Raw genomic sequence first — 23,841 nt, forward strand, 5'->3', positions numbered from 1 at the left:
GTTGGCTTGGTAGACGGCCACGCCGTTAAGGTAAATTTCGGGTAAATCTTTGGAAATCTACTTAACCGTCTACTAATTCACATCAATGCTCAGATCCTCGCCGAAGGTGATCGGTTTGGAGCAGCTCTTGATCAGTTGGTGTGAGGTAAGAAATGACCATGCGCTCAAAGACCGCGCTGAAGATTGTACAACCCGAAATCGAGCAGATGGAGGCCGTGATGCAGGATGCGGCCAAGCAAGCCGCTCCAATGGTGCAGCGCCTCGCGGCGCATCGCGACCGGATCGACCTGGCCGTCAAGGAACTGGAAAGCGAGCGTTTCGACCTGATCTCGCGTCGCGACCTGCTGCGTCGGCAGGCCGAGGCCGTGGAACAGGGCCTGACCATGCATATCGAGGATATCGAAGCGACCATGCGGCTCTACGAAGGTGGCCTGAACTCGCTGCCGGCTCCGGCACAGTGAGCGTCCGCCCCCTGCCGGGGGCAACCCGACGGAAACCGCCCGCGGGGCCTAGCCCCGCTCGACGAACTCGAACTCCGCCTCGTTGCCTCCGGCCAGGTCATCCGACACTCTGACTGCCAGATTGCCCTCCTCGAGAGCCGCGAACCATTCTTCCCAGCTGACCAGATGAAAGCCGCCGATGCGATCGGGGCCCTCATTGCCATCGGTGTTGATGGCGTGCTGGCCGAAGGTCAGTTGCAGCAGGGTGCGAATGCCGGTGCCGTCGGGCGTATCCATCAGCATGGGATTGCCGCCGCGTGCCTCCGCCCATTGGCGGATTTCATCGCGATTAGTGAGGGTCTTGGCCATGGTCTGCTCCTTACATTGGCTGCTCGGATAAGCGTGCGCGAGGCGCTTGGTTCCGTTCGCTTGGAATTCCCAAGCCGGCCACTGCCTGCTAAGACCGGCTGACACGCCGGAGCAAGCATGACCACCAAGACCAACCGCATTCTGATGGGCCAGATCGGGGCCGCCCATGGCATCAAGGGCGCGGTCCGCATCGCCGCCCATACCCAGGATCCGGAAGCGATCGCCACCTATGGTCCGCTCGAAACCGACCGGCCCGGCCTGACCGTGACCATCACCAAAGCCCGCCTGCAAAAGAATGTTGTCATCGCTCACATCAAGGGCGTCAGCGACCGTACGGCCGCCGAAAAGCTCAATGGCGTGAACCTTTTTGTCGATCGCTCGAAGTTGCCCGCGCCCGATGACGAGGACGACTTCTACCACGCCGACCTGCTCGGCCTCGATGCACGGCTTGAATCGGGCGTGGTCATCGGCCAGGTCTCGGCCCTGCCCAATTTCGGCGCCGGCGACCTGATCGAAGTGCGCGACCCGCGCACCGGCGACACCTTCCTCTACCCCTTCACCAAGGCGGTAGTGCCCACCATCAATATCGCCGAGGGCTACCTCACCATCGTCGTGCCGCTCGATGCCCCCGAAGGCGAGGAAGAGCCCGATTGAGTTTTTCCGCTGCGATCATCACCCTGTTTCCCGAGCTGTTTCCCGGCCCCCTGGGCGCCTCGGTGCTCGGACGCGGCATGGCCGATGGCCTGTGGTCGCTCGAGGCGACGCATCTGCGCGACTTCGCCACCGATCGCCACCGCACCGTCGATGACACCCCATCGGGCGGCGGCGCCGGCATGGTGCTCAAGCCCGATATCCTGGCCAAAGCGATCGATGCGGTTTCCCCGCAAGGCGACACCCGCCCCCGCATCCTGATGTCGCCGCGCGGCGCCCCGTTGACGCAGAAGCGGGCGCGCGACCTGGCGCTGGGTCCCGGCGCGGTCATCGTCTGCGGGCGCTTCGAGGGCATCGACCAGCGCGTCATCGACAACAGGGGGCTCGAGGAAATCTCGATCGGCGACTATGTGCTGGCCGGCGGCGAAGTCGCCGCCATGGTGCTGCTGGAAGCCGTCGTGCGGCTCATTCCTGGCGTACTGGGTGGTGCCGAAAGCCATGCCGACGAGAGCTTCGAGAACGGCCTGTTGGAATATCCGCAATACACAAGACCCCAGAACTTTGAAGGCCTCGACATTCCCCAGGTGCTGACCTCGGGCGACCATGGCAAGATCGCCAGATGGCGTTCCGAACAGAGCCGGGCCCTCACCGCGGCGCGGCGGCCGGATTTGCTGAAGCAGCGGAGCTGATAACAAAGCGCGGCGCGCGTTGCCCCACCCCACCCTCGGTCCCTCCCCATCAAGGGGAGGGAGGCGCAGGCTTAGGCTCCGGTGGTGCAGTCGTCTCCCTCCCCCTTGTGGGGGAAGGATCAAGGGTGGGGGTAGGCCGCAAGCACTGTAGTGACCGGAATGACGTCTTTGATAGTTTGCTGATACTCAAAGCCTAGACTCTTGGGCGTTTTTCCCCTATAGCCGCGCCACTATCCGCGTGGCCGGGCTAATCGGACCCGCCGCGCACCAATAAAAAGACGACCACCTCCGTTACCAACCAAGACCGGGCGAACGAGCCGAAAGGCCCGCAAACGCTCCTATGAAAAGATTCAGAACGGAATCGACATGACCAATATTATCGAACAGCTTGAAGCCGAGCAGGTTGCGGCCCTCGCCGCCAAGCGCGAACTTCCCGACTTTACCCACGGCGATACCATCAAGGTGTGGGTCAAGATCCGCGAAGGCGAAAAAGAGCGCCTCCAGGCCTATGAAGGCGTCGTGATCGCCCTCAATGGCGGCGGCATCACCGCCTCCTTCACCGTTCGCAAGATTTCGTATGGCGAAGGCGTGGAACGCGTGTTCCCGCTCTATTCCCCCAACGTGGCTTCGGTCGAAGTCCTCAAGCGCGGTAAGGTCCGTCGCGCCAAGCTGTACTACCTGCGCGACCGTCGCGGTAAGTCGGCTCGTATTTTCGAATCGACCAACTCGCGCACCAAGAAGATCGAGGCTACCGAGCGCACTGCCGCCCAGGCTGCCCGTGAAGCACGCGAAGCCGAGAAGGTCGCCGCTGCCGAGGCTTTTGCCGCCGAGCAGGCCGCCAAGGACGCTGAGGCCGCAGCCGCTGCCAAGGCAGCCGAAGCCGCCGCTGCTGCAGAAGCTGCCGCCAGCGAAGAGCCCAAGGCAGAGTAAGACCGGGTTTCATACCCGCCCTTGCCTGATCAAATATCAGAGCCCGGCCCCGCAAGGAGCCGGGCTTTTTCGTCGACCGAGGAAGGAGGATACTCCCATGGATTCACGTGAAACGTCCGTACTGCTGCGCCACAAGGCCCAGGCCATTCTCGACGCCACCGGCTGGCCAAACCTCTTCACGGCGCGTTTCGGCGAGCACGCGCTGACCGGCAGCGCTCGCTATGACTTGATGGTCTGGCCTGATATCGACATCCACATGCCGGTACCGGCCAGCTACCGCATCGAATGGGCCGCCATGCTGCCTGCACTCAATGCTGGGCTGGAACAAGCCGGATTGCGGCTGCACAAGGCGCAGATGTGGGACGATTATGTCGATCCTCATCCGCTCGGCGCGGGGCTCTATTGGGGCATCCAGTTCGTCGAGGCCGATGGCACGGCGTGGAAATCCGACATCTGGGGCTGGGAGCCCGACGACTATGCCAGACGCCAAGCCCGCGACGCCGAACTCATCGCCCAACTGGCCAATGCCGATCGCGATCTCATCCTGCGGCTCAAGACCGAGGCGCGGGCACGTCCGGATTATTACGGCATCATTGCCGGCAGCTGGGACATCTACCAGTTCGTGCTGTCCCGCGCCGGCGCGACGCTTGCCGAGCTAGAGGCCTGGAAGGCAGAGCCACGGTAGAATCCGGCTTTACCATACCAACGCGCTCCGCGATAAGAAGCCCCGCCTACCCTTGCTGAGTCTCCATCATGTCCGTCTCGATCGTCACCTGGAACATCAATTCGGTTCGGCTGCGCTTGCCCATGGTCCTTGATTTCATCGCCCAGTATCAGCCCGACGTGCTGATGCTGCAGGAAATCAAATGCACCAACGACCAGTTCCCCACCAATGCCTTCATCGAGGCCGGCTATCCGCACCAGGCGGTACATGGGCAGAAGGGCTATCACGGCGTCGCCATCGTCTCGAAGTTCCCGCTGACCGACATTTCGAGCCGCGTCTTCTGCGAGATTCCCGAATCGCGCCACGTCTCCGCCCTGCTGGATTTTGGTCGCGGCCCGCTGACCGTGCACAATTTCTATATTCCGGCCGGCGGCGACGAGGCCGATCCCGAGATCAACCCCAAATTCAAGCACAAGCTGGGTTTCCTCAGCGAGTTGACGAGCTGGTTCAACGAACCGGCATTCCAGCGCGGCCACCTCATTGCGGGCGATTTCAACATTGCTCCGCACGAGAACGACGTCTGGAGCCACAAGCAATTGCTCAAGGTGGTCAGCCACACCCCGGTCGAGACCGAAGCGCTCAACGCCATCCTCAATGGCGGTCATGGCTGGACCGACCTGGTGCGCAAGCATGTGCCGCATGACCAGAAGCTCTATTCGTGGTGGAGCTATCGCAGCGCCGATTGGGAAAACGCCAACAAGGGCCGCCGCCTCGACCATATCTGGTCCACCGCTGATGTGGCCGAGCACTGCATTGGCACCGAGATCGTCAAGTCATTCCGCGGCTACGCCAAGCAGCCCAGCGACCACGTGCCGGTCATCGCGCGCTTTGCCGGGGTCTAGTCGAGCCAGTCGTCATCGCTGTTGAGAAAATGCTCCTCCCATTGGCTCTCGGGCACGGGATCGCCAATGGCATATTCGAATGCCGCCACCGCCCTCACATCGGGCGAGACGGTGCAGCGATAGCGCAAGTGAAACCAGCGGCCCTGGCTGCGAAAGGCGCCGCCCTCGGCCGTAAGGGTATGGCCGCTGACCGAAAGGTCGTCGAAGGCGTAGCCGACCAGGGCGTCTGGAACGAGGTTCGCGTCAGCCAGGCGAAGCTGCTCCAACGCCTCCATATTGCACAATTGCACCACCTGCTCGCTGCCGGCGAGCATTGGAAAATTGTCCCGCACCTCGGCATTATCAGGATCGGCGAGGATGTCCGCGGCAAAGAAATCCGTCGCGCGCACCATCTCGTCCAATGGCGGTGGCATTACCGGCGGCGCAATGGGTGTCACCTGGGCCGGGACTGGCGGCTCCTCAGGCTCAGGCGTCGGGGCAACCATGGCAGCGAGCTGTTTAGGACTGACCAGGTCGACGGTAATGGCGCGCAATACGGGCGCCTGCAACTGGCGTGGCATGGCACCCCAAACCAGGATGAATAAGACAAAGCCATGCACGGCCAGCGACAGCGGCAATGTCCAACGGACTGAACTTGTGATGATCTCTGGCTGGTCCATCGCGCGCAGAACCATTCGCGGCGTTTAAGGCTCTTTGCGGGCCCCGGCTTAGTCGCCCTTCATCTTGCGCCGCGCCGGCTCAAGTGCGCCAAGATAATTGCCCAGATCGCGCTCGATCCGCGCCACGGCGCGCTGCGCCAGCTCGGGCGATTGCTGCACCAGCTTCATGAAGGCATGCCGCGGCACGAACAGAGTCTCGCAATCGGTGACAGCAGTGATGGTCACCGGTCGCGGCTTTGCCAGAATCAGCGCCATGGCAGACACCACGCTGCCCGGCTCGGAAATCGCATAGGGCTTGCCGGCTCCCGGCCCCTCCGGCTTGGCCCTGAGGGTGCCCGACATCAGCACGAACGCGCCGGCGGGCACGTCGCCAGCCTTGTAGAGCACCGCGTCGGAGTCGAAATGCTGCTGGTCGCCGGCAAAGGCCAGCATGCGCCGCTGCTCGTCATCGCAGATATCGAAGAATTCGGCCTGCGCCAGCGCCTCGGCCGCATCGTCCCTGATCATAAGCCCCAATCCGGATGCGCCACGGCAAGCCCTAAAGGTCCGATGGCGGCCTTCAACGCGGCTTGCGACAAACACGATCGGCCCCGCGGGAGCGGAGCCGCATCATCCTATAGGGCATTTTGCGTCGCTTTGTACCGGATTTTGCTGTGGCGGAACCGAGCGGTCCCGCCATCCACCGCTTTTAGGGGACGAGGCGATAGCCGCCATCTTCTGTCACGAGCAGGCGGGCATTGGACGGATCCCGCTCGATCTTCTGGCGCAAGCGATAGATATGGGTCTCGAGCGTGTGGGTGGTGACGCGGTTATTGTAGCCCCACACTTCCTTGAGCAGCACATCGCGGGTGATAGTCTTGGGGCCCTGGCGATAGAGATACTTCAGGATGGAAGTTTCCTTGTCGGTCAGGCGAACCTTGCCGCCGTCATTGGCCTCAAGGAGCTTGGCCGATGGCTGGAAGCTGTATTGACCGATGGTAAAAACCACGTCCTCGCTCTGATCATGCTGGCGCAGGGCGGCGTTGATACGCGCCAGCAGCACCGGAAAGCGGAAGGGTTTGGTCAGGTAGTCATTGGCCCCCGAGTCGAGCCCCCGGATCTGGTCGGCATCCGTGTCGTGCCCGGTAAGCATCAGGATCGGGCTCTTGTAGCCCTCGGTGCGCAAAATCTTGACCGCCTCGCGACCATCCATATCGGGCAGGCCGACATCCAGGATCATCAGGTCAATATTGTTCTGGCGAGTTGCCTTGAGCGCATCATTGGCCGTTCCGGCCTGCAGGATTTCGAATTCTTCATGCGTCTCAAGTTGTTCGACCAGGGTCTTGCGCAGATCCGCATCATCGTCCACCAGCAGGATGCGTCGCTTGTTCATTGTTTTCTCCGGTCTTTTTACCTCAGCCCGCCCATGGGTCACAGTATTGCGACCGGTTTTTGGCCTGCTAATCACAAGGGCGTTACAGGCAGGAGCAACGAAGAAGAGCGGCAACAAGTTGCAGTAAAAGCGGTACCGCGCCTGGCATGGCGGCCGCGGCGGCCTAGACGATCGGCGGGCGCGTGCCAAACAGGGCCGAGCCGACCCGAACATGGGTGGCGCCCATGGCAATGCCGGTCTCGAAATCGCCGCTCATGCCCATGGACAGGCCAGTGACGCCCGCGTCGCGCGCCAGGGTAGCCAGATGAGCAAAATAAGGACCAGCCGGCTGGCCGTCGGGCGGAATACACATCAGCCCGACGATATCGAGCCCATGCACGTCGCGGCAACGCGCCACGAAGGCAACGGCCTCGTCCGTGGCGATGCCCGCCTTCTGGTCTTCGCCGCCAATATTGACCTGGACGAAGCATGGCAGCTTGCGGCCCGATTTCTGCATTTCTGCTGCCAGCATGCTGGCGAGTTTCTCGCGATCGACGGTCTGGATGACGTCGAACAGCGCCACCGCCTCGCGCACCTTGTTGGTTTGCAGCGGACCGATCAGGTGCAATTGCACATCCGGGTAGCGCTCGCGCAAGGCCGGCCACTTGTCCTTGGCTTCCTGCACCCGGTTCTCGCCGAAGATGCGCTGACCGGCCGCGAGAAACGGCTCGACGGCATCGGCGGCGAAGGTCTTGGAAACGGCGACCAGCGTCACATCAGGCGCCGGCGGTCCGAACCGCTCCTGGGCCTTCTGGATGCGCCCCTTGATGGCGGCAAGTTGGCTCGCGGCATCTGCGTCCATGCTTTCGCCCTGTTCCTGTTGACCTTGGAGGTGATTTCTGGTGATGGTCCGGTAGCCAAAATCCCCCATAAACGCAAGCGATGCGACCAGTTTGGCGCCGCTTCCGGCAAATCACCCAAGGACGACATAAGTGAGCGGCGAACGCTACAATCCGCGCGAAATGGAACCCAAATGGCAGCAGGTCTGGGCCGACGCCCAGAGCTTTGTCAGCTCCAATGACGATCCGCGCGAACCCTATTACGTCCTCGAGATGTTCCCCTACCCATCGGGCCGCATCCATATGGGCCACGTGCGCAACTACGCCATGGGCGACGTGGTGGCGCGCTATCATCGCGCCAAGGGTAAGAATGTTCTGCACCCCATGGGCTGGGACGCCTTCGGCCTGCCCGCCGAGAACGCCGCGATCGAGCGCGGGCTCAATCCCGGCGTCTGGACGCGCCAGAACATCACCTCGATGAAGGCCCAGCTCAAATCCATGGGCCTGGCCATCGACTGGACGCGCGAGATTGCCACCTGCGAGCCCGAATATTACCAGCATCAGCAATCGATGTTCATCGACATGCTGGCCGCCGGGCTGATTACCCGCAAGAAGTCCAAGGTCAACTGGGATCCGGTGGATATGACCGTACTGGCCAACGAGCAGGTCATTGACGGCAAGGGCTGGCGCTCGGGCGCTGTGGTCGAGCAGCGCGAGCTGACGCAGTGGTTCTTCAAGATTTCCGATTTTGCCGAGGAACTGCTGGAAGCCCTGGACGGGCTGACCGAGTGGCCCGAGAAAGTGCGCACCATGCAGCGCAACTGGATCGGCAAGTCCGAAGGCCTGCGCCTGCGCTTCGAACTGGTGCCAGGCAATGCCACCGCCGCCCGCAGCATCGAGGTGTTCACCACCCGTCCCGATACGATTTTCGGCGCATCGTTTGTCGCCCTGTCGCCCGATCACCCGCTGACCGCCGAACTGGCCGCGAACAACCCCGAACTGGCTGAATTCGTTGCCGAATGCCGCCGCATGGGCACCGCCACCGAGGCGATCGAAACCGCCGAGAAGCGCGGCTATCGCACTGCACTCAGCGTGAAGCATCCGGCCGTCGAAGGTGCGGTGCTGCCCGTCTACGTCGCCAATTTCGTGCTGATGGACTATGGCAGCGGCGCCATTTTTGGCTGCCCGGCGCATGACCAGCGCGACCTGGACTTTGCCCGCAAATACGACCTGCCGGTCTTGCCGGTGGTGCTGCCACAGGGCGGCGACGCCTCGGCATTTTCCGTGGCTGACATCGCCTATACCGATGCTGGGACCATCTTCAACTCCGGTTTCCTCGACGGCTTGAGCATCGAAGACGCCAAAAAGGCGGCGACCGCTCACTTTGCCGCCCGCCAGATTGACGGCCACCCGCAAGGTGAGGTTGAGGTCAATTATCGCCTGCGCGACTGGGGCCTGTCGCGCCAGCGTTATTGGGGCGCGCCGATCCCGATCATCCATTGCGAGGTCTGCGGCACCATTCCGGTACCCAAGAAGGACCTGCCAGTGGTGCTGCCCACAGACGTGACCTTTGATCGTCCCGGCAACGCCTTGGATCACCATCCGACGTGGAAGCACGTCAACTGCCCGCAATGCGGAGCAGCGGCGCGCCGTGAAACCGACACCATGGACACCTTCGTCGATTCGTCGTGGTATTTCGCCCGATTCACCGCGCCACAGGCGGAAACGCCGACTATTCCCGATGTCGTCAATCGCTGGCTGCCGGTCGATCAGTATATCGGCGGCGTCGAGCACGCGATTCTGCACCTGCTCTATTCGCGCTTCTTCACCCGCGCCATGAAGGCCACCGGCCATATCGGGCTGGATGAGCCGTTCAAGGGCCTGTTCACCCAGGGCATGGTGACCCACGAGACCTACAAGAACGCCGATGGCGACTGGGTCGACCCGTCCGAACTGCGCGTCGTCACCGAGGACGGCACGGCGATCGCTGCCGACGACGTCAGAGAAGTCGTTGGCATGAAGCGCTATTTTCAGGCCTCGACCGGCCAGCCGATTTCGATCGGTTCAGTCGAAAAGATGAGCAAATCCAAGAAGAACGTGGTCGATCCCGACGAAATCGTCGCCACCTACGGTGCCGACACGGCGCGCTGGTTCATGCTGTCGGACTCGCCGCCGGAACGCGATGTGCAATGGACCGAGGCCGGCGTTGAAGGCGCCAGCCGCTTCCAGCAGCGCATCTGGCGCCTGGTCAGCGAAACGATCGAGTTGACGAAACAGTCGTTGGACATCGTTCACGTTTCCGACGACGATGAAGGCTTGGCTTTGCGCAAGATTGTGCATCGCGCCGTCCACAATGTCGGCGCCGACATTGAAGGCCTGCGCTTCAACCGCGCCGTTGCCCAGATTTACGAACTGACCAATGCCCTGGTTCGTTCGGCCGGGCTCGTCTCGGCTGGCCCTGCAGGCCGCCTCAGCGCCTTGCAGCAGGGCGTGGAGTACCTGATCCAACTCGTGGCGCCAATGATGCCCCACTTGGCCGAAACCTGCTGGGAGGCCCTTGGCAAGCCCGGGCTCGTCGCCGATGCCCTATGGCCCGAAGTCGATCCGGCTCTGCTGGTCGATGACAGCGTCACCCTGCCAATTCAGGTCAACGGCAAGCGGCGCGGCGAGATTACGGTCGCCAAGGGCATGCCTGCGGCGGAAGTCGAAAAGCTCGTCTTGTCTTTGGACGAGATTGTCCGCATTCTCGACGGCAAGGCACCCAAGAAGATCGTCATCGTCCCGGACAGGATCGTCAATGTCGTGGTCTAAGACCCTCCGCCGGACTGCTGTCATCGGCCTCGCGCTGGGCCTTGGCCCGGTGCTGGGCGCCTGCAGCTTCACGCCGGTCTATAGCGGCGCGCTGGCCAGCCAGCCCGATCTCAACCTTGCCTATGGCAAGCCCAATAGCCGGCTGGAACAGGTGGTCTACCAGGAGCTGGCGCTGCGCTTCGGCCCCTCCTCGGAGGCTGAGACCGCGCCGCTGGCCACCGTGTCCGTGGGCTCCAGCGCTGCCGATATGACCATGGCGGCGACCGCCAATCCCAGCAAGCCCATGGAAGTCACGGTAACCGCAACGCTCACCATCGCCCGCCGCGATGGCAGCACGACGCCGCCCATGACCTTCACCCGCAAGGCCACCGCCAACTATACCCGCAGCGGCCAGGTTCTGGCGGACAACACCGCCGCCGCCGAGGCTAGCGAACGGGCGGCCAAGGTGGCCGCCGAGTCTCTGCGCTTGGCAGTTCTGGCTGCGCTCAGCCGCGGATGACCGCGCTCAAGGCCCATGAAGTGGCCCGCTTTCTGGCCCGGCCCGACCTGAGCGAAGGCATTTTCCTCGCCTATGGTCCCGATGCGGGCCTGGTGCGTGAAACGGCGCAACGCCTGGTGCGCCAGCTCAGTGGCGACGACCCCGAATCGGCCAGCGTGGTGAGCCTGGAAGGCGCCGATGTGGACGCCGACCCGTCCATACTGGCGGTCGAAGCCAAGACCATGTCGCTCTTCGGCGGCAAGCGCATCGTGCGCGTACGCGGCGCCAGCAAATCGCTGGTCATGACCCTTACTGAGCTACGCGACGACCCCGGCGGCGCTGCGATCATCCTCGAGGCCGGCAATCTTGCCCCCAAGGACGCCTTACGGGCGCTGGTAGAAGCCGCCAAGCTCGGCCGGGCCCTGCCCTGCTATCCCGATAGCGACGAGACGCTGCAGGCGCTGATTCGCGAGACCTTCAATCAGAACGGTATCCGGGTCGATGCCGACGTTGTCACCACCCTGCGCGAAATCCTGGGCAATGACCGCGAGATCACGCGCCGCGAGCTCGAAAAGCTCAGCCTCTACGCGGCCAACAGCAAGACGCTGACTCGCGAGGACGTGCTGTTGCTGTGTGCCGATAACGGCATGCTGGTCATCGATGCCATATTGGATGCCACCGGCAGCGGTCACGCCGAAAAGCTCGAAATGGCGCTCAACCGCGCGCTGTCGTCGGCGGTTGATCCGCAGCGCCTCCTGGCCATGTGCACGATCCACTTCGCCAATCTGCGACGCTGGCGCACCGAGGTCGATACTGGCAAAAGCCCGCGCATGGTGCTCGACAATCTGCGGCCCAAGCCACACTTTTCGCGCGCCTCGGCCTTGGAACAGCAATTGCGCTTATGGTCGGATAGCGCTCTGGCGACGGCTTCGGAGCGAATCTACCAGGCAACAGCCGACAGCCGACGCCGCCCCGCGTTGGCCGAAGCCGGCCTGCGTCGCACGCTATTGGCCATCTGCATGATGGCGGCGGCGCACTAACAGCCGGCCCGCCCGGCGTTTCACGTGAAACGCTAACTTGACCCGGTGAGCTTGAGGCAGATGCCGTCGAGTTGCTCCAGCGTCTTGTAGCGAATCTCAAGCTTGCCACCGCGCTCGCCATGGGCCAGGGATACCGACAGACCAAGCGCGTCCGACAAGCGGCGCTCCAGCGCCAGCGTATCGGGATCGCGATCGGGCTGGCTCGAAGCAGCCGGCTTCTTACCAGCCACATCGCGCTGCTGGCTCAGCGCTTCCGCCTCTCGCACCGACAAACCACCCGACACGATCTGCCGGGCCAGCGTAGCCGGGTCCTCGGCGGTAATCAGCGTGCGGGCATGGCCGGCGGTCAGGGTACCGCTCGCCACCATGTCGCGCACGTCCTCGGGCAGGCGCAACAGCCGCAGCGTATTGGCGACATGCGACCGGCTCTTGCCAATCACCTGGGCCAGATCCTGCTGGGTATAATCAAACTGTTCGATCAGCTGCCCATAACCCATTGCTTCTTCAAGCGGATTGAGGTCGGCACGCTGAACGTTCTCGATGATGGCGAGTTCAAGCGCTTCCTTGTCGCCGACATCGCGCACGATGACCGGCACGTCGTGCAGGCCAGCCTTCTGCGCCGCGCGCCAGCGGCGTTCGCCGGCGATCAGCTCGAAGATGTTGGGATCATTGCTGGGACGGACCAGCAGGGGCTGCATCACACCCTTTTCGCGAATCGAATTGGTCAGCTCTTCGAGCTGCTCGCTATCGAACGTGCGCCGGGGATTGGCCCGGTTGGCAATGATGAACTCGACCGGCAAGCGCTTGACGCCGCCCGATTCGGTGACCCGGGCGCCCTCGATGGTCGCCATGTCGCCGATCAGGGCTGCCAGCCCGCGGCCGAGTCGTGTGGGTCTATCGTTCATGGACGGCCTCCTATGCCGCGTTGAGCTGCCGCTCGCGGCGGATCACTTCGGTCGCCAGTCGCAGATAGGCCTGGCTGCCGGCACATTTCAAATCATAGAGCAGAGCCGGCTTGCCGTAGGACGGCGCCTCGCTCAGGCGGACGTTGCGCGGAATGACGGTATCGTAGACCAGCGCGCCCATTTCGTTACGCACATCCTGCAGAACCTGCTCGGAGAGGTTGTTGCGCTTGTCGAACATCGTCATGACCACGCCCTGGATGGACAGGCGCGGATTGAGCGTGGATCGAATTTGTTCAATGGTTTGAAGGAGTTGGCTAAGGCCTTCCAGCGCGAAGAACTCGCATTGCAACGGCACCAGTACCGCGTCGGCAGCAACCAGAGAATTGACGGTCAGCAGATTCAGCGACGGCGGGCAATCGATGAGGATGTAGCTCACCGGCTTGTCGTTGATAGTCAAATCGCCGAGCTGCTTGAAGGCGTTGCGCAGCTTGAAGGCGCGGTCGGCCTGGCCGGCAATGGTCAGTTCGACGCCCAGCAGGTCCATGGTCGACGGCACGATGGCAACGTTTGGCACGCTAGTCATGATGGCCGACTGCGCAACAGTGGCCTCACCCACCAGCAAATCGTAGGATGACACTTCGCGATCAGTGCGCGAGATGCCCAAGCCCGTCGAGGCGTTCCCTTGAGGGTCGAGATCGACGATGAGCACGCGCTCGCCAATGGCGGCAAGCGCCGTTGCGAGGTTGATGGCGGTCGTGGTCTTGCCCACGCCACCCTTTTGATTGGCCAGTGTCAGGATACGGGGCGCCACAACAGGCCTCCAGCTCGTTCGCCGCTAACTAACTGTTTTCGCACGCAAATTCGAGAGCGTGAGCAGGACACCGCTTGGATCGGCATCACTTGGTGTTATTAGCACGTCGGAGTCCCAGCGCGTAGCCGTTTCCGTGAGTTCTTCAACATGTTCCCTGCCTTTGTGCAGGATCGCCCGCGTTTGCGGGGCGAAGAACGGGCTCATCCAGCTACACAATTGCGGGAGCGAGGCCAGCGCGCGCGACGTGATGACATCCGGCGCCGGTGTTTCACGTGAATCAATCTGGTCGCTGCGCGCGCCTTCAACGACGACCAGCAGGCCAAGTTCTCGGGCCACTGTCCGCAGAAAGCTGACCTTTCGCCCATTCGGTTCGACAAGCGTGAAATGGCGGTTGCTGCCTTTGAAAGCGATAGCCAGCGGCAGTGCAGGAAATCCTCCGCCGCTGCCCAGGTCCAGAAACGTCTGATCCTCGGCCTTAAGCAGCGCGAGAACTTGCAGGCTGTCGGCAAAATGCCGCGTCCAAACCTCATCCAGTGTTTCACGTGAAACAAGATTCTGCACCGCCTGCCATTTGCGCAGCAACTGGGCATAGGATTCCAAATCCGCAGCCACACTGGCGAGCGGCCGGGTGAAATACCTGGCATAACGTTCGACTGGATCCAGCATCAACTCGCCTTGCGGAGTTCGCCGCGCCGAATCACTGCCAGGAGCAGTGTGATGGCGGCCGGCGTCATGCCGTCCATGGCCTGGGCCTGCGCGATGGTCTGTGGCCGGTGCTGCGCCAGCTTCTGCCGCAACTCCATCGATAGGCTCGGAATCGCCGCATAGTCGATCGTTTCGGGGATCGGTCGTTGCTCGTCCCGTCGCACCGCATCGATGTCGTCGCGCTGGCGGTCGAGATATACAGCATACTGCGCGTCGACCACGAGCTGCTCGATGACCCCGCTATCGATGGCGCCAATTTCTGGCCACAGCCGGATCACGTCATCCGGATTGACGTCGGGATAAGAAAGCAGGTCGAACGCCGAACGGGATTTTCCGTCCTCGTTGACCGCAATGCCGGCCTTGCGTGCCGCGTTTGGCGAGGTTTTGAGCGTCGTCAGCAGTGCGCGCCCATGTTCAAGCGCTATGGCCTTGCGACCGAACATTTCACGCCGCTCTTCCTGCACCAGGCCGTTGCTGACGCCAAGCGGCGTGAGCCTCTGATCCGCATTGTCGGCGCGCAGATGGAGCCGGAACTCGGCCCGGGAGGTAAACATGCGATAAGGCTCGGACACGCCGCGGGTCACCAGGTCGTCCACCATGACGCCAAGATAGCTCTCGGTGCGAGATAAGATCATAGGCCCACGACCGGCGGCGGCCAGTGCGGCATTGGCGCCGGCCAGTAGCCCCTGCGCGCCGGCCTCTTCGTACCCGGTGGTGCCGTTGATCTGGCCGGCAAGATAGAGCCCGGGCTGGCGCTTCACCTCGAGCGTGGCACGCAGTTCGCGGGGATCGACATAGTCATACTCGATCGCGTAGCCGGGGCGAACAATACGCACATTTTCCAGCCCCGGCATGGAGCGCAGGAACGCCTCCTGTACGTCCGCCGGGAGCGAGGTGGACAGACCATTTGGATAGATGGTCGGATCATCAAGTCCTTCAGGCTCAAGGAAAATCTGGTGGCTGTCGCGATCGGCGAAGCGGACCACCTTATCCTCGATCGACGGGCAATAGCGCGGGCCGCGGCTCTGGATGCGGCCGGAATACATGGCGGAACGATGCAGGTTTTCCGAGATGATCCGATGTGTTTCGGCCGTCGTCCGCGTAATATGGCAGGAAACCTGCGGCGTGGTAATGGCGCGCGTCAGCGAGGAGAAGGCCTCGGGCGGCGTGTCTCCAGGCTGCTCCTCGAGCACAGAAAAGTTGATGGTGGTGGCGTCGAGACGGGCCGGTGTACCAGTCTTCAGCCGACCGAGTTGCAGGCCCAACGCTTCAAGTCGAGTGGAGAGACCCAGGACCGGCTTCTCGCCAACCCGCCCTGCCGGCGTCGTTTCCTCCCCGCGATGGATAAGGCCGCGCAGGAAAGTGCCAGTGGTCAGTACCACCGCCTTGGTGCCGATGCGACGGCCGTCGAGCAGGATAACCCCGGACACCACGCCGTTAGTGACCTCGATATCGTCGACCTCACCCTCGATGACGTCGAGATTGGGCTGAGCGCTGATCGCCGCTTGCATGGCTTGACGATAGAGCTTGCGGTCGGCCTGAGCACGGGGCCCGCGCACGGCCGGCCCTTTGCGTCGGTTGAGGACGCGAAACTGGATGCCGGCCTGGTCAGCAACACGGCCCATGAGACCGTCGAGCGCATCGATCTCGCGAACCAGATGGCCCTTGCCCAGCCCGCCAATGGCCGGATTGCAGCTCATTTCGCCTATCGTGGCGAACTTGTGAGTCACCAGTGCCGTTGCAGCGCCCAGACGCGCGGAGGCCGCGGCAGCCTCACAGCCGGCGTGACCACCCCCTACAACGATGACGGCATAGTCGGTCATGGTAAGTCTCTCCAGGACGGCTCAATAGGCCAATGTTTCACGTGAATCAATTCCACGGTGCTGGCCGCTCGCTTCAAGCCACCAGTCCAGCGTGTTTCACGTGAATCATTTGCCGATGCAGAAGCTCGCAAACAGGCGATCGAGCACGCGTTCGGCATCGAGCCGCCCAACCAGTCGTTCGAGGGCTTGTGACGCTATTCGCAGGCTCTCGGCCGCGAGTTCGGGCATGGCGAGCTGTCGGCTCGCAGCGTCGAGGGCGCCAACGGCCTCACTGAGGGCGACGCGGTCACGCTCACGACTAAGCAGGGCCGGTTCGCCCGTCGCCAGAGTGCCACCGATAGACTCGATCCGGGCCAGCAGTTCCGCGAGCCCTTCGCCCGAGGATGCCGACACCGAGACATCCACGTCGCTTACCTCTGCAAGGTCGCGCTTGGTGCCGACGCGAATGTGTTTCTGAGATGGCGTGGTCGGAATAGCGCCCGCGATATCGGGCGCCACCAGCCAAAGTACGATATCCGCCTGGTCAATCGCCAGTCTCGCGCGCCGGACGCCTTCGGCTTCGGCCTTGCTATCGGTGTCACGAAGACCCGCAAGGTCGAGCAACAGATAGAGCTGCCCGCCAATATCGAGCGGCACCTCGCGCACATCGCGCGTCGTGCCCGCCTCATCGGTCACGATTGCAATGTCTGATTTGGCCAAGGCGTTGAGCAGGCTGGATTTTCCAACATTGGGTGCACCGGCCAGCGCCACTCTTATGCCCTCGCGGACGATACGCCCATGTTCGATCGACGCGAGCGCGGCACCAATGTCGGTCCGCAATGCCGTGATGCTGTCACCGAATGTGGCCGGCAGGGCATCGGCAACGTCGCCTTCATCGGAGAAATCCAGCCGCGCCTCAATTTCCGCCCGTAGATCGAGCAACTGATCGCGCCAGCCATCGATCCGCTGCGACAGACCACCCTCGAACCGCGCAAGGGCCTGCCGGCGCTGGTTTTCTGTTTCTGCCTCCAGCAGGTCGCCCAGCCCTTCGATCTCGACGAGATCCAGCTTGCCATTTTCAAAGGCGCGACGCGTGAACTCGCCGGCTTCGGCTAAGCGCGCGCCCATCGATGTCAGCAGGTTGAGGATGGCGCGGACGCCAGCAGGAGAGCCATGGACCTGCAGTTCGCCGCAGTCTTCGCCGGTGAAACTGTGTGGCGCCGGGAACCAGGCAACAAGACCACGGTCGAGAAGTGATTCACGGCCTATCGGGCGGAGTGACAGGTTTCGAGGGGTGGGAATAGCACCGCTTACATTCTCAAGCAGCTCGCGTGTGCGGGGGCCGGACAATCGAATAACCGCAACGCCGGATGGCGGGGCACCGGAGGAAAGGGCAACGATGGTGTCGGTATGGGTCATCGAGCTACCAGGAGGTAATCAAACAGCGGCGCGCCAACATACCCCCCGGCGAGTAAAGCAAAAAGCGGCCTGCTTGCGCCGGCCGCCCTTTAAATACAACAGGCTACGCCTGTTAGGTGTTCATCGAGTCGAAGAAGTCTGAATTGGTCTTGGTCTGGCGGACCTTGTCCATCAGGAATTCCATGGCGTCAATCGTCCCCATTGGATTGAGGATGCGGCGCAGGACATACATCTTCTTGAGGATATCCGGCTCGACCAGCAGCTCTTCCTTGCGGGTGCCCGACTTGGTGATGTCGAGCGCCGGGAAGATGCGCTTGTCGGCGACCTTTCGATCCAGGATGATTTCGGAGTTGCCCGTACCCTTGAATTCTTCGAAGATCACTTCGTCCATGCGCGAGCCGGTATCGATCAGCGCCGTGGAAATGATGGTCAGCGAACCGCCATCCTCGATATTGCGGGCGGCGCCGAAGAAGCGCTTCGGGCGCTGCAAGGCATTGGCATCCACACCGCCGGTGAGCACCTTGCCGGAGCTTGGCACGACGGTGTTGTAGGCGCGGCCAAGGCGGGTGATCGAGTCAAGCAGGATAACCACGTCGCGCTTGTGTTCGACCAGGCGCTTGGCCTTTTCGATCACCATTTCGGCGACCTGGACGTGGCGCGATGCTGGCTCATCGAAGGTCGAGGAGATGACTTCGCCGCGCACCGAGCGCTGCATATCGGTCACTTCTTCCGGCCGCTCGTCGATGAGCAGCACGATCAGATAGCATTCCGGGTGATTGGTCGCGATCGACTGTGCAATATTCTGCAACAGTACAGTTTTACCGGTACGCGGCGGCGCAACAATCAGCGCGCGCTGACCCTTGCCGAGCGGCGCCACCAGGTCGAGCAGGCGGGCCGAGCGATCCTTGAGGGTTGGATCGGGCAGCTCCATGCGGAGCCGTTCTTCGGGGTAAAGCGGGGTGAGGTTGTCGAAGTTGACCTTGTGGCGGACCGCCTCGGGGTCTTCGAAATTGATGGTATTGACCTTGAGCAGCGCGAAGTAGCGCTCGCCATCCTTGGGAGACCGGATCTGGCCTTCGACCGTATCGCCGGTCCGTAGACCAAAACGGCGAATCTGGGATGGGCTGACATAGATATCATCGGGACCCGGGAGATAGTTTGCGTCCGGGGAACGCAGGAAACCGAAACCGTCGGGTAGAACTTCAACGACGCCTTCGCCGGTGATGTCCACTTCCTGGGCGGCCAGTTCCTTGAGGATCGCAAACATCAATTCCTGTTTGCGCATGGTCGAGGCGTTCTCGACCTCGTGTTCTTCGGCGAACACCAAAAGTTCGGCCGGGGATTTGGCCTTGAGCTCGCTGAGCTTCATATTCTGCATGTAGCGGATAAACCCTTGAGGGAAATCTGGAGGCTAGTCGTATTTGGGAGGGGTAGGCACCGCGCAGCGACCGGGGAGGTCCGCTCATTTTTGGGATGCGTTGACGCTGATGTAGCGTGATCCGGGGCCAGTTTCAAGATTGAAACCGCGCAGTGCCGGGCGATTCACGTGAAACTTCGAGCCCGTCCCGCAGGGCAAATCGCTCCGGTGGAGCGATTTGAGGCGAGAAGGCCATGGGAGCTATGCTCGAGTGGCAACTCGGATCAATGGCAGTCACAACATACGGAACCCTCGGGTCAAGCCCGAGGGTGACGCGCAGTGGATAGTGGTTTCAGAACGGCTTAACGATCACGGCGATGACGATGATGATGGCGATGACGAACGGGATTTCGTTGATCGCCCGGAAGAAGGTATGCGGCCTGGTATTCTTGTCCTGCTGGAAAGACCGCAGCAGCGAGCCGTACCACCCGTGAATCCCACTCAGCGCGATAACCAGCGCCGCCTTGAGCCACATCCAGCCCATCGAAAAATCGACAATGCCGAAGCCGAAGGCCAGCCACAGGCCGAAGACCCAGGTGGCGATCATCGCCGGCGTGATGATGCCGCGATAGAGCCGCCGCTCCATGACCTTGAACGTCTCTGACTTGTCGGAACCGACTTCGGACTGGGCGTGATAAACAAACAGGCGCGGCAGATACATCATGCCACTCATCCAGGCGATAACCGAGATAACGTGCAGGGCCTTGACCCATTCGTACATTCTTTGAACTCCTCAACAGTTCAATCCGGCACTAGCCATTCTTGACCCGCTCCACCAGCCCGGCCACGTGCTCGATCGGCGTTTCCGGAACGATGCCGTGGCCCAGATTGAAGATATGCGGGCGGCCCTGGAAGGCAGCGAGGATGGCGTCGATCCGCTCATCGAGCTGTGCACCGCCGGCCACGAGCCGAAGTGGATCGAGATTGCCCTGTACCGGCAAATCGGCAGGCAGGTGCCTTGCGGCAAAATCGAGCGGTGTCGCGTAGTCGAGACCCAGCGCGTTGACACCCGTTCGCGCGGCATAGTTGGCCAGATTGCCGGCAGCACCGCGCGGAAAGCCGATAATCGGCGCATTGGGCACGCGCGCCCGCACACCGTCGACGATCCGGCGATTGGGTTCGATCACCCGCGCTTCAAAAGCCTGGTCATCAAGGTTCAGCGCCCAGCTTTCGAACAGCTGCACCACATCGGCGCCCGCTTCGAGCTGCGCCACCAGATAATCGATGCTGGTGGCGACAAGGATATCGATCAGCGCGGCGAAGGCGTCCGGATGACGCAAGGCAAAAAGACGCGCGGCGGCCTGATCGGTCGAACCGCGTCCGCCGATCATATAGGTCGCGACCGTCCAGGGAGAGCCGCAGAAGCCGATCAGCGTCTTCTCCGGGGTCAGCGCTGCACGTAGCCGCCGCACGGTCTCCAGCACCGGCGCCAGATGGTCCAAAGCCCGTTCCGGCTTGAGTGCCCCAATGCTTTCGGCAGAAACTGGATCGAGAACCGGTCCTTCGCCCTGCTCGAAGCGAACCGACTGTCCCAGTGCATCGGGTACCACCAGAATGTCGGAGAAGAGGATCGCAGCATCGAGATCGAAGCGCCGCAGTGGCTGCAGCGTCACCTCGGTTGCAAGGTCCGGCGTGTAGCAGAGTTCGAGGAAGTTCTTCGCCTTGGTCCGGATCTCTCGATACTCGGGCAGATAGCGGCCAGCCTGGCGCATGATCCAGATCGGCGGCCGTTCCTGACGTTCTCCTAAAACGGTTGCCAGCAGAGGTTTGTGGGTCACCACGTCCTTCCCTTCCAAACCCCAAAAGAGTCTTTCTGACTTAGTATTTGTATCATCATGGCGGTGTTTTGGGCCAATTCAGCGCTCTCCACAATCGGCATGGTGGCGGCACAAGCGCGCAGGCTTATGGTAAACGTGGTGTTAACGGGGTCTGTGAGTGATTTGCCACGGCGCATGCCCGACAATAGTTAACGAGGCGTTAACTGGCCGAGTCCGGAGTCAATGATTCGTGTGCCGCTGTGCAAAAGCGCTTGGCGGCGGGTATTGCCTCCTTCGAGCTTTTCCCCAGACCTATCCATAGCCCTGGTCACGAGACCACAGAAGTCGGCCTGTTAATGTTTTGGTAACCAAGTCGAACAAGTTGGCGGCTTCGCCAAAGTCATGAGTCATTGTCACAGCGCGGGCTTGAGCTGGGGATGACAGTGTGGAAAACATCTGATCCATGTTGATCCTTGCGTCGCAGAGTCAGACCCGCAAAGCCTTGCTGCAGCAGGCCGGATTGCACTTTTCCAGTGTACCGGCTGACATCGACGAGCGGGCCATCGAAACAGCCGCAATCGAGGCTGGCGGCGATGGTCGCGACGTCGCTTTGCTGCTGGCGCAGAAGAAAGCGGCGAACGTTGCCGCTGCCCATAAGGGTGCCTTTGTCATTGGCGCCGACCAGACCCTGAGCCTGGGCACCGAGCTTTTGCACAAGCCGGAGGATCGGTCGGCCGCGGTCATGCAGCTTGATCGCCTCAAGGGCAAGACGCATCGCCTGCATGCGGCAGTGAGCCTAGCGCGCGGTGGCGAGATTCTGTGGGCCGATGTGCAGACCGCCGAGCTGACCATGCGCGATTTTTCCGATACCGAGCGCGACGACGTGCTCGATCGCGAGGGCGCGGCGATATTGTCTTCGGTGGGCGGCTATCGGCTCGAGGGCCCATCCATCCGCCTCTTCGAAACCGTCACCGGCGACTACTTCACCATATTGGGCCTGCCCTTGCTGCCGTTGCTGGCGGCATTGCGCAGCTTCGCCCCCGAGACCCTGACGTGACCCGTAAAGCCTTCGTCATCGGCCACCCCATCGCCCATTCCCGCTCACCGCTGATCCACGGTACCTGGCTGGCGGAACACGGGATTGATGGCCGCTATGATGCCATCGACGTCGCGCCCGAGGCCCTGTCAGGCTTTTTCGAGCGCCTTCGCTCGGGGGAATTTGCCGGGGGCAATGTAACAATTCCCCATAAGGAAGCGGTGTTCGCGCTGTGCGACAGCGTCGATCCGCTGGCCACCACGATTGGTGCCGTTAACACGCTGATCGTCGAACGCGGCAAGGTGCACGGCACCAATACCGACTATCTGGGCTTCCTGGGCAATCTCGATGCCGGGGCCCCAGGTTGGTCCGATGGCCTCGAAACCGCAATTGTCCTGGGCGCCGGTGGCGCCTCGCGCGCCGTGCTGGTGGCGCTACAGAGCCGGGGCATAGGCTCGATCATCCTGCTCAATCGCACGCGGGCCACCGCAGACCGCCTGGCGGCCGAACTGCCGGGCAATATCAGCGTGGCCGAGCTCGATGCCTTCAACGATATCGCACCGGCCGCGGGCCTTGTCGTCAACACGACATCGATCGGCATGCATGGCAGCCGGTTCGACGGCATCAATCTGGGCTTGCTACGTCCCGACGCCTTGGTGACTGACATTGTCTATGTGCCGCTGGAAACGCCGCTGCTGGCGGATGCGCGGGCGCTGGGACTGCGAACGGTCGATGGGCTGGGCATGCTGCTGCATCAGGCAGTGCCGGGCTTCGAAGCCTGGTTCGGCATCCGCCCCTCGGTCAACACGGCGCTGCAGGCTCGGATCGAAGCGACGCTGGAGCATTGAGCATGTGGCGCATCGGCATTACCGGATCGATTGCTACCGGCAAATCCACCGTGCTCCGAGCCTTTGCCGATCTTGGCGTACCGGTGTTTTCCGCCGACGAGGCCGTGGCCGAACTCTATGCCGGCGAGGCCGTGGCGCCTGTCGAAGCTTTGTTTCCCGGTGTCGCCAAGAACGGCATCATCGACAAGACGGCGCTGTCGCAAAAGCTGGCCGCCGACCCCACCGGGTTCAAGCGGCTCGAGGCCGTGGTGCATCCGCTGGTGCGTGCTCGTATCGCCCGGTTCATGGATAAGGCCGAGGCGAACGGCCACGCCTTGGCGGTGGTGGAAGTGCCGCTGCTGTTCGAAAGCGGCTATGACTATGGCTTCGACGCCGTCGGCGTCACCTGGGTGGACGAGGCGATCCAGCGGCAGCGTGCCCTGGCGCGACCCGGAATGAGCGGGGAAAAGCTCAACAGCATCCTTGCCCGCCAGATGTCGCAGGCCGAAAAGAAGGCACGTGCCACCTACCTGTTCGATACCAGCATACCGGTCGATAAGACCCGCGACATGGTCGCTGCGCTGGTGGCGGCCATTCGAGCCAAAGGGCCAGGAATTTGAATCGCGAGATCGTGCTCGATACCGAAACCACAGGCCTGTCGCCGGCGACCGGCGATCGGCTGGTGGAAATCGGCTGCGTCGAACTGATCAACCACATCCCGTCCGGCCGGCACTATCACGTCTATATCAATCCGCTGCGCTCCATGCCCGAAGAGGCTTTCCGGGTACATGGACTGAGCGACGAATTCCTCGCTGACAAGCCGGTCTTCAAGGCCGTGGCTGAGGATTTTCGCGCCTTTATCGGCGACGCCACCCTGATCATCCACAATGCGCCCTTCGATATGGGCTTTCTCAATGCCGAGCTTGAGCGGGCCGGCCAGGGTCGGCTGACCAATACGGTGATCGATACCGTCATGCTGGCGCGCGACAAGCACCCCGGTGCTCGCGTCAGCTTGGATGCGCTCTGCAAGCATTACGGCATCGACAATTCCCGCCGGACCCTCCACGGCGCCCTGCTCGACAGCGAGATCCTGGCTGAAGTCTATCTCGAGCTGATCGGTGGCAAGCAGGTAAGCCTGGCCCTGATCGCCGAGACCCGAGTCTCGGGCGCCGACGCCATTGCCACCCGCACCATCGCCGCCCGCCGTCCGGTACCGCTGGCGCCGCGCGTTACCGAGGCGGAACTGGCCGCCCACGCCGCTTTAGTCGCGAAGATGGGCGACGAGGCCATCTGGTCGCAATATGCCGGTGAGGGCCACACGGCTGCCGCCGAATAACAA

The 23,841-nt window shown here is 62.3% G+C and carries 26 protein-coding genes; 13 read left to right on the forward strand and 13 right to left on the reverse strand.

Annotation, left to right across the window (positions count from 1 at the left end):
• The first annotated feature begins 158 nt into the window (after window positions 1–158).
• Window positions 159–461, forward strand: coding sequence for a hypothetical protein (locus MF606_RS20780; RefSeq protein ID WP_240231227.1), 303 nt, complete (start codon window positions 159–161; stop codon window positions 459–461).
• Between the two features lie 48 nt (window positions 462–509).
• On the opposite strand, the gene MF606_RS20785 is transcribed toward MF606_RS20780, so the two are convergent.
• Window positions 510–809, reverse strand: a complete 300-nt coding sequence (locus tag MF606_RS20785; protein ID WP_240231228.1) for a hypothetical protein — start codon at window positions 807–809, stop codon at window positions 510–512.
• Between the two features lie 117 nt (window positions 810–926).
• Here MF606_RS20785 and rimM point away from each other — a divergent pair, with 117 nt between their 5' ends.
• From rimM to MF606_RS20810, 5 genes are all read left to right on the forward strand, one after another.
• Window positions 927–1,463: a ribosome maturation factor RimM gene (rimM, locus tag MF606_RS20790; protein WP_240231229.1), complete on the forward strand. Its 537-nt coding sequence runs from the start codon at window positions 927–929 to the stop codon at window positions 1,461–1,463.
• Window positions 1,460–2,149, forward strand: a complete 690-nt coding sequence (gene trmD / locus MF606_RS20795) for a tRNA (guanosine(37)-N1)-methyltransferase TrmD (protein WP_240231230.1) — start codon at window positions 1,460–1,462, stop codon at window positions 2,147–2,149. The genes rimM and trmD overlap by 4 nt, the downstream gene beginning before the upstream one ends.
• Before the next feature lie 366 nt (window positions 2,150–2,515).
• Window positions 2,516–3,079: a 50S ribosomal protein L19 gene (rplS, locus tag MF606_RS20800; RefSeq protein WP_240231231.1), complete on the forward strand. Its 564-nt coding sequence runs from the start codon at window positions 2,516–2,518 to the stop codon at window positions 3,077–3,079.
• Window positions 3,080–3,176: 97 nt separating this feature from the next.
• Window positions 3,177–3,764, forward strand: coding sequence for a hypothetical protein (locus MF606_RS20805; protein ID WP_240231232.1), 588 nt, complete (start codon window positions 3,177–3,179; stop codon window positions 3,762–3,764).
• Between the two features lie 68 nt (window positions 3,765–3,832).
• Window positions 3,833–4,645: an exodeoxyribonuclease III gene (locus MF606_RS20810; RefSeq protein WP_240231233.1), complete on the forward strand. Its 813-nt coding sequence runs from the start codon at window positions 3,833–3,835 to the stop codon at window positions 4,643–4,645.
• On the opposite strand, the gene MF606_RS20815 is transcribed toward MF606_RS20810, so the two are convergent.
• The 4 genes from MF606_RS20815 to MF606_RS20830 all read right to left on the reverse strand — a co-directional run bounded on the left by MF606_RS20815 (window position 4,642) and on the right by MF606_RS20830 (window position 7,517).
• Entirely contained in the window at window positions 4,642–5,319 is a 678-nt protein-coding gene (locus MF606_RS20815) for a DUF930 domain-containing protein (RefSeq protein WP_240231234.1), read from the reverse strand. The two genes, MF606_RS20810 and MF606_RS20815, sit on opposite strands and share 4 nt — an antisense overlap.
• Before the next feature lie 33 nt (window positions 5,320–5,352).
• Window positions 5,353–5,811, reverse strand: a complete 459-nt coding sequence (locus tag MF606_RS20820) for a Crp/Fnr family transcriptional regulator (protein ID WP_240231235.1) — start codon at window positions 5,809–5,811, stop codon at window positions 5,353–5,355.
• A 181-nt stretch (window positions 5,812–5,992) separates the two neighbouring features.
• Window positions 5,993–6,676: a response regulator transcription factor gene (locus tag MF606_RS20825; RefSeq protein ID WP_240231236.1), complete on the reverse strand. Its 684-nt coding sequence runs from the start codon at window positions 6,674–6,676 to the stop codon at window positions 5,993–5,995.
• A gap of 163 nt (window positions 6,677–6,839) precedes the next feature.
• Window positions 6,840–7,517: a YggS family pyridoxal phosphate-dependent enzyme gene (locus MF606_RS20830; RefSeq protein WP_240231237.1), complete on the reverse strand. Its 678-nt coding sequence runs from the start codon at window positions 7,515–7,517 to the stop codon at window positions 6,840–6,842.
• A 130-nt stretch (window positions 7,518–7,647) separates the two neighbouring features.
• Between MF606_RS20830 and leuS the strand changes: the two genes are divergently transcribed.
• Genes leuS through holA form a run of 3 tightly spaced genes read left to right on the forward strand, consistent with a single transcriptional unit; the run spans window position 7,648 to window position 11,823 of the window.
• Window positions 7,648–10,305 (forward strand): leucine--tRNA ligase, encoded by a 2,658-nt coding sequence (leuS, locus tag MF606_RS20835; protein ID WP_240231238.1) that lies wholly within the window; start codon window positions 7,648–7,650, stop codon window positions 10,303–10,305.
• Window positions 10,292–10,804: a hypothetical protein gene (locus tag MF606_RS20840; protein ID WP_240231239.1), complete on the forward strand. Its 513-nt coding sequence runs from the start codon at window positions 10,292–10,294 to the stop codon at window positions 10,802–10,804. The genes leuS and MF606_RS20840 overlap by 14 nt, the downstream gene beginning before the upstream one ends.
• Window positions 10,801–11,823: a DNA polymerase III subunit delta gene (holA, locus tag MF606_RS20845; protein WP_240231240.1), complete on the forward strand. Its 1,023-nt coding sequence runs from the start codon at window positions 10,801–10,803 to the stop codon at window positions 11,821–11,823. The genes MF606_RS20840 and holA overlap by 4 nt, the downstream gene beginning before the upstream one ends.
• Window positions 11,824–11,855: 32 nt before the next feature.
• Here the strand turns inward: holA and MF606_RS20850 are convergent, their stop codons facing one another.
• The 8 genes from MF606_RS20850 to hemE all read right to left on the reverse strand — a co-directional run bounded on the left by MF606_RS20850 (window position 11,856) and on the right by hemE (window position 20,660).
• Entirely contained in the window at window positions 11,856–12,728 is an 873-nt protein-coding gene (locus tag MF606_RS20850; protein ID WP_240231241.1) for a ParB/RepB/Spo0J family partition protein, read from the reverse strand.
• Window positions 12,729–12,738: 10 nt separating this feature from the next.
• The gene (locus MF606_RS20855) at window positions 12,739–13,539 is read right to left on the reverse strand and encodes a ParA family protein (protein WP_240231242.1); all 801 of its coding nucleotides are present in this window, start codon (window positions 13,537–13,539) and stop codon (window positions 12,739–12,741) included.
• 24 nt (window positions 13,540–13,563) lie between these two features.
• The gene (rsmG, locus tag MF606_RS20860) at window positions 13,564–14,205 is read right to left on the reverse strand and encodes a 16S rRNA (guanine(527)-N(7))-methyltransferase RsmG (protein ID WP_240231243.1); all 642 of its coding nucleotides are present in this window, start codon (window positions 14,203–14,205) and stop codon (window positions 13,564–13,566) included.
• On the reverse strand, window positions 14,205–16,067 hold the full coding sequence (gene mnmG / locus MF606_RS20865; protein WP_240231244.1) for a tRNA uridine-5-carboxymethylaminomethyl(34) synthesis enzyme MnmG: 1,863 nt from the start codon (window positions 16,065–16,067) through the stop codon (window positions 14,205–14,207). The genes rsmG and mnmG overlap by 1 nt, the downstream gene beginning before the upstream one ends.
• A 105-nt stretch (window positions 16,068–16,172) precedes the next feature.
• On the reverse strand, window positions 16,173–17,465 hold the full coding sequence (gene mnmE, locus MF606_RS20870) for a tRNA uridine-5-carboxymethylaminomethyl(34) synthesis GTPase MnmE (protein ID WP_240231245.1): 1,293 nt from the start codon (window positions 17,463–17,465) through the stop codon (window positions 16,173–16,175).
• A gap of 112 nt (window positions 17,466–17,577) precedes the next feature.
• The gene (rho, locus tag MF606_RS20875) at window positions 17,578–18,843 is read right to left on the reverse strand and encodes a transcription termination factor Rho (protein WP_108461779.1); all 1,266 of its coding nucleotides are present in this window, start codon (window positions 18,841–18,843) and stop codon (window positions 17,578–17,580) included.
• A 331-nt stretch (window positions 18,844–19,174) separates the two neighbouring features.
• On the reverse strand, window positions 19,175–19,603 hold the full coding sequence (gene hemJ / locus MF606_RS20880) for a protoporphyrinogen oxidase HemJ (RefSeq protein WP_240231246.1): 429 nt from the start codon (window positions 19,601–19,603) through the stop codon (window positions 19,175–19,177).
• Window positions 19,604–19,634: 31 nt separating this feature from the next.
• Window positions 19,635–20,660 carry a uroporphyrinogen decarboxylase gene (gene hemE, locus MF606_RS20885; RefSeq protein ID WP_240231247.1) on the reverse strand — a complete coding sequence of 342 codons (1,026 nt, stop codon included), beginning with the start codon at window positions 20,658–20,660 and terminating at the stop codon, window positions 19,635–19,637.
• Window positions 20,661–21,102: 442 nt separating this feature from the next.
• On the opposite strand from hemE, the gene MF606_RS20890 reads away from it, so the two are divergent.
• The 4 genes from MF606_RS20890 to dnaQ are packed head-to-tail and all read left to right on the forward strand — an operon-like array spanning window position 21,103 to window position 23,838.
• On the forward strand, window positions 21,103–21,696 hold the full coding sequence (locus MF606_RS20890; protein ID WP_240231248.1) for a Maf family protein: 594 nt from the start codon (window positions 21,103–21,105) through the stop codon (window positions 21,694–21,696).
• Window positions 21,693–22,523: a shikimate dehydrogenase gene (locus MF606_RS20895; RefSeq protein ID WP_240231249.1), complete on the forward strand. Its 831-nt coding sequence runs from the start codon at window positions 21,693–21,695 to the stop codon at window positions 22,521–22,523. The genes MF606_RS20890 and MF606_RS20895 overlap by 4 nt, the downstream gene beginning before the upstream one ends.
• A gap of 2 nt (window positions 22,524–22,525) precedes the next feature.
• A complete protein-coding gene (coaE, locus tag MF606_RS20900) occupies window positions 22,526–23,122 on the forward strand; it encodes a dephospho-CoA kinase (protein WP_240231250.1) in 597 nt (198 codons plus the stop codon).
• Window positions 23,119–23,838, forward strand: a complete 720-nt coding sequence (dnaQ, locus tag MF606_RS20905) for a DNA polymerase III subunit epsilon (RefSeq protein ID WP_240231251.1) — start codon at window positions 23,119–23,121, stop codon at window positions 23,836–23,838. The genes coaE and dnaQ overlap by 4 nt, the downstream gene beginning before the upstream one ends.
• The last annotated feature ends 3 nt before the right edge of the window (window positions 23,839–23,841 follow it).

The organism is Devosia lacusdianchii, from assembly GCF_022429625.1.
Taxonomy (GTDB): Bacteria; Pseudomonadota; Alphaproteobacteria; order Rhizobiales; family Devosiaceae; genus Devosia; species Devosia lacusdianchii.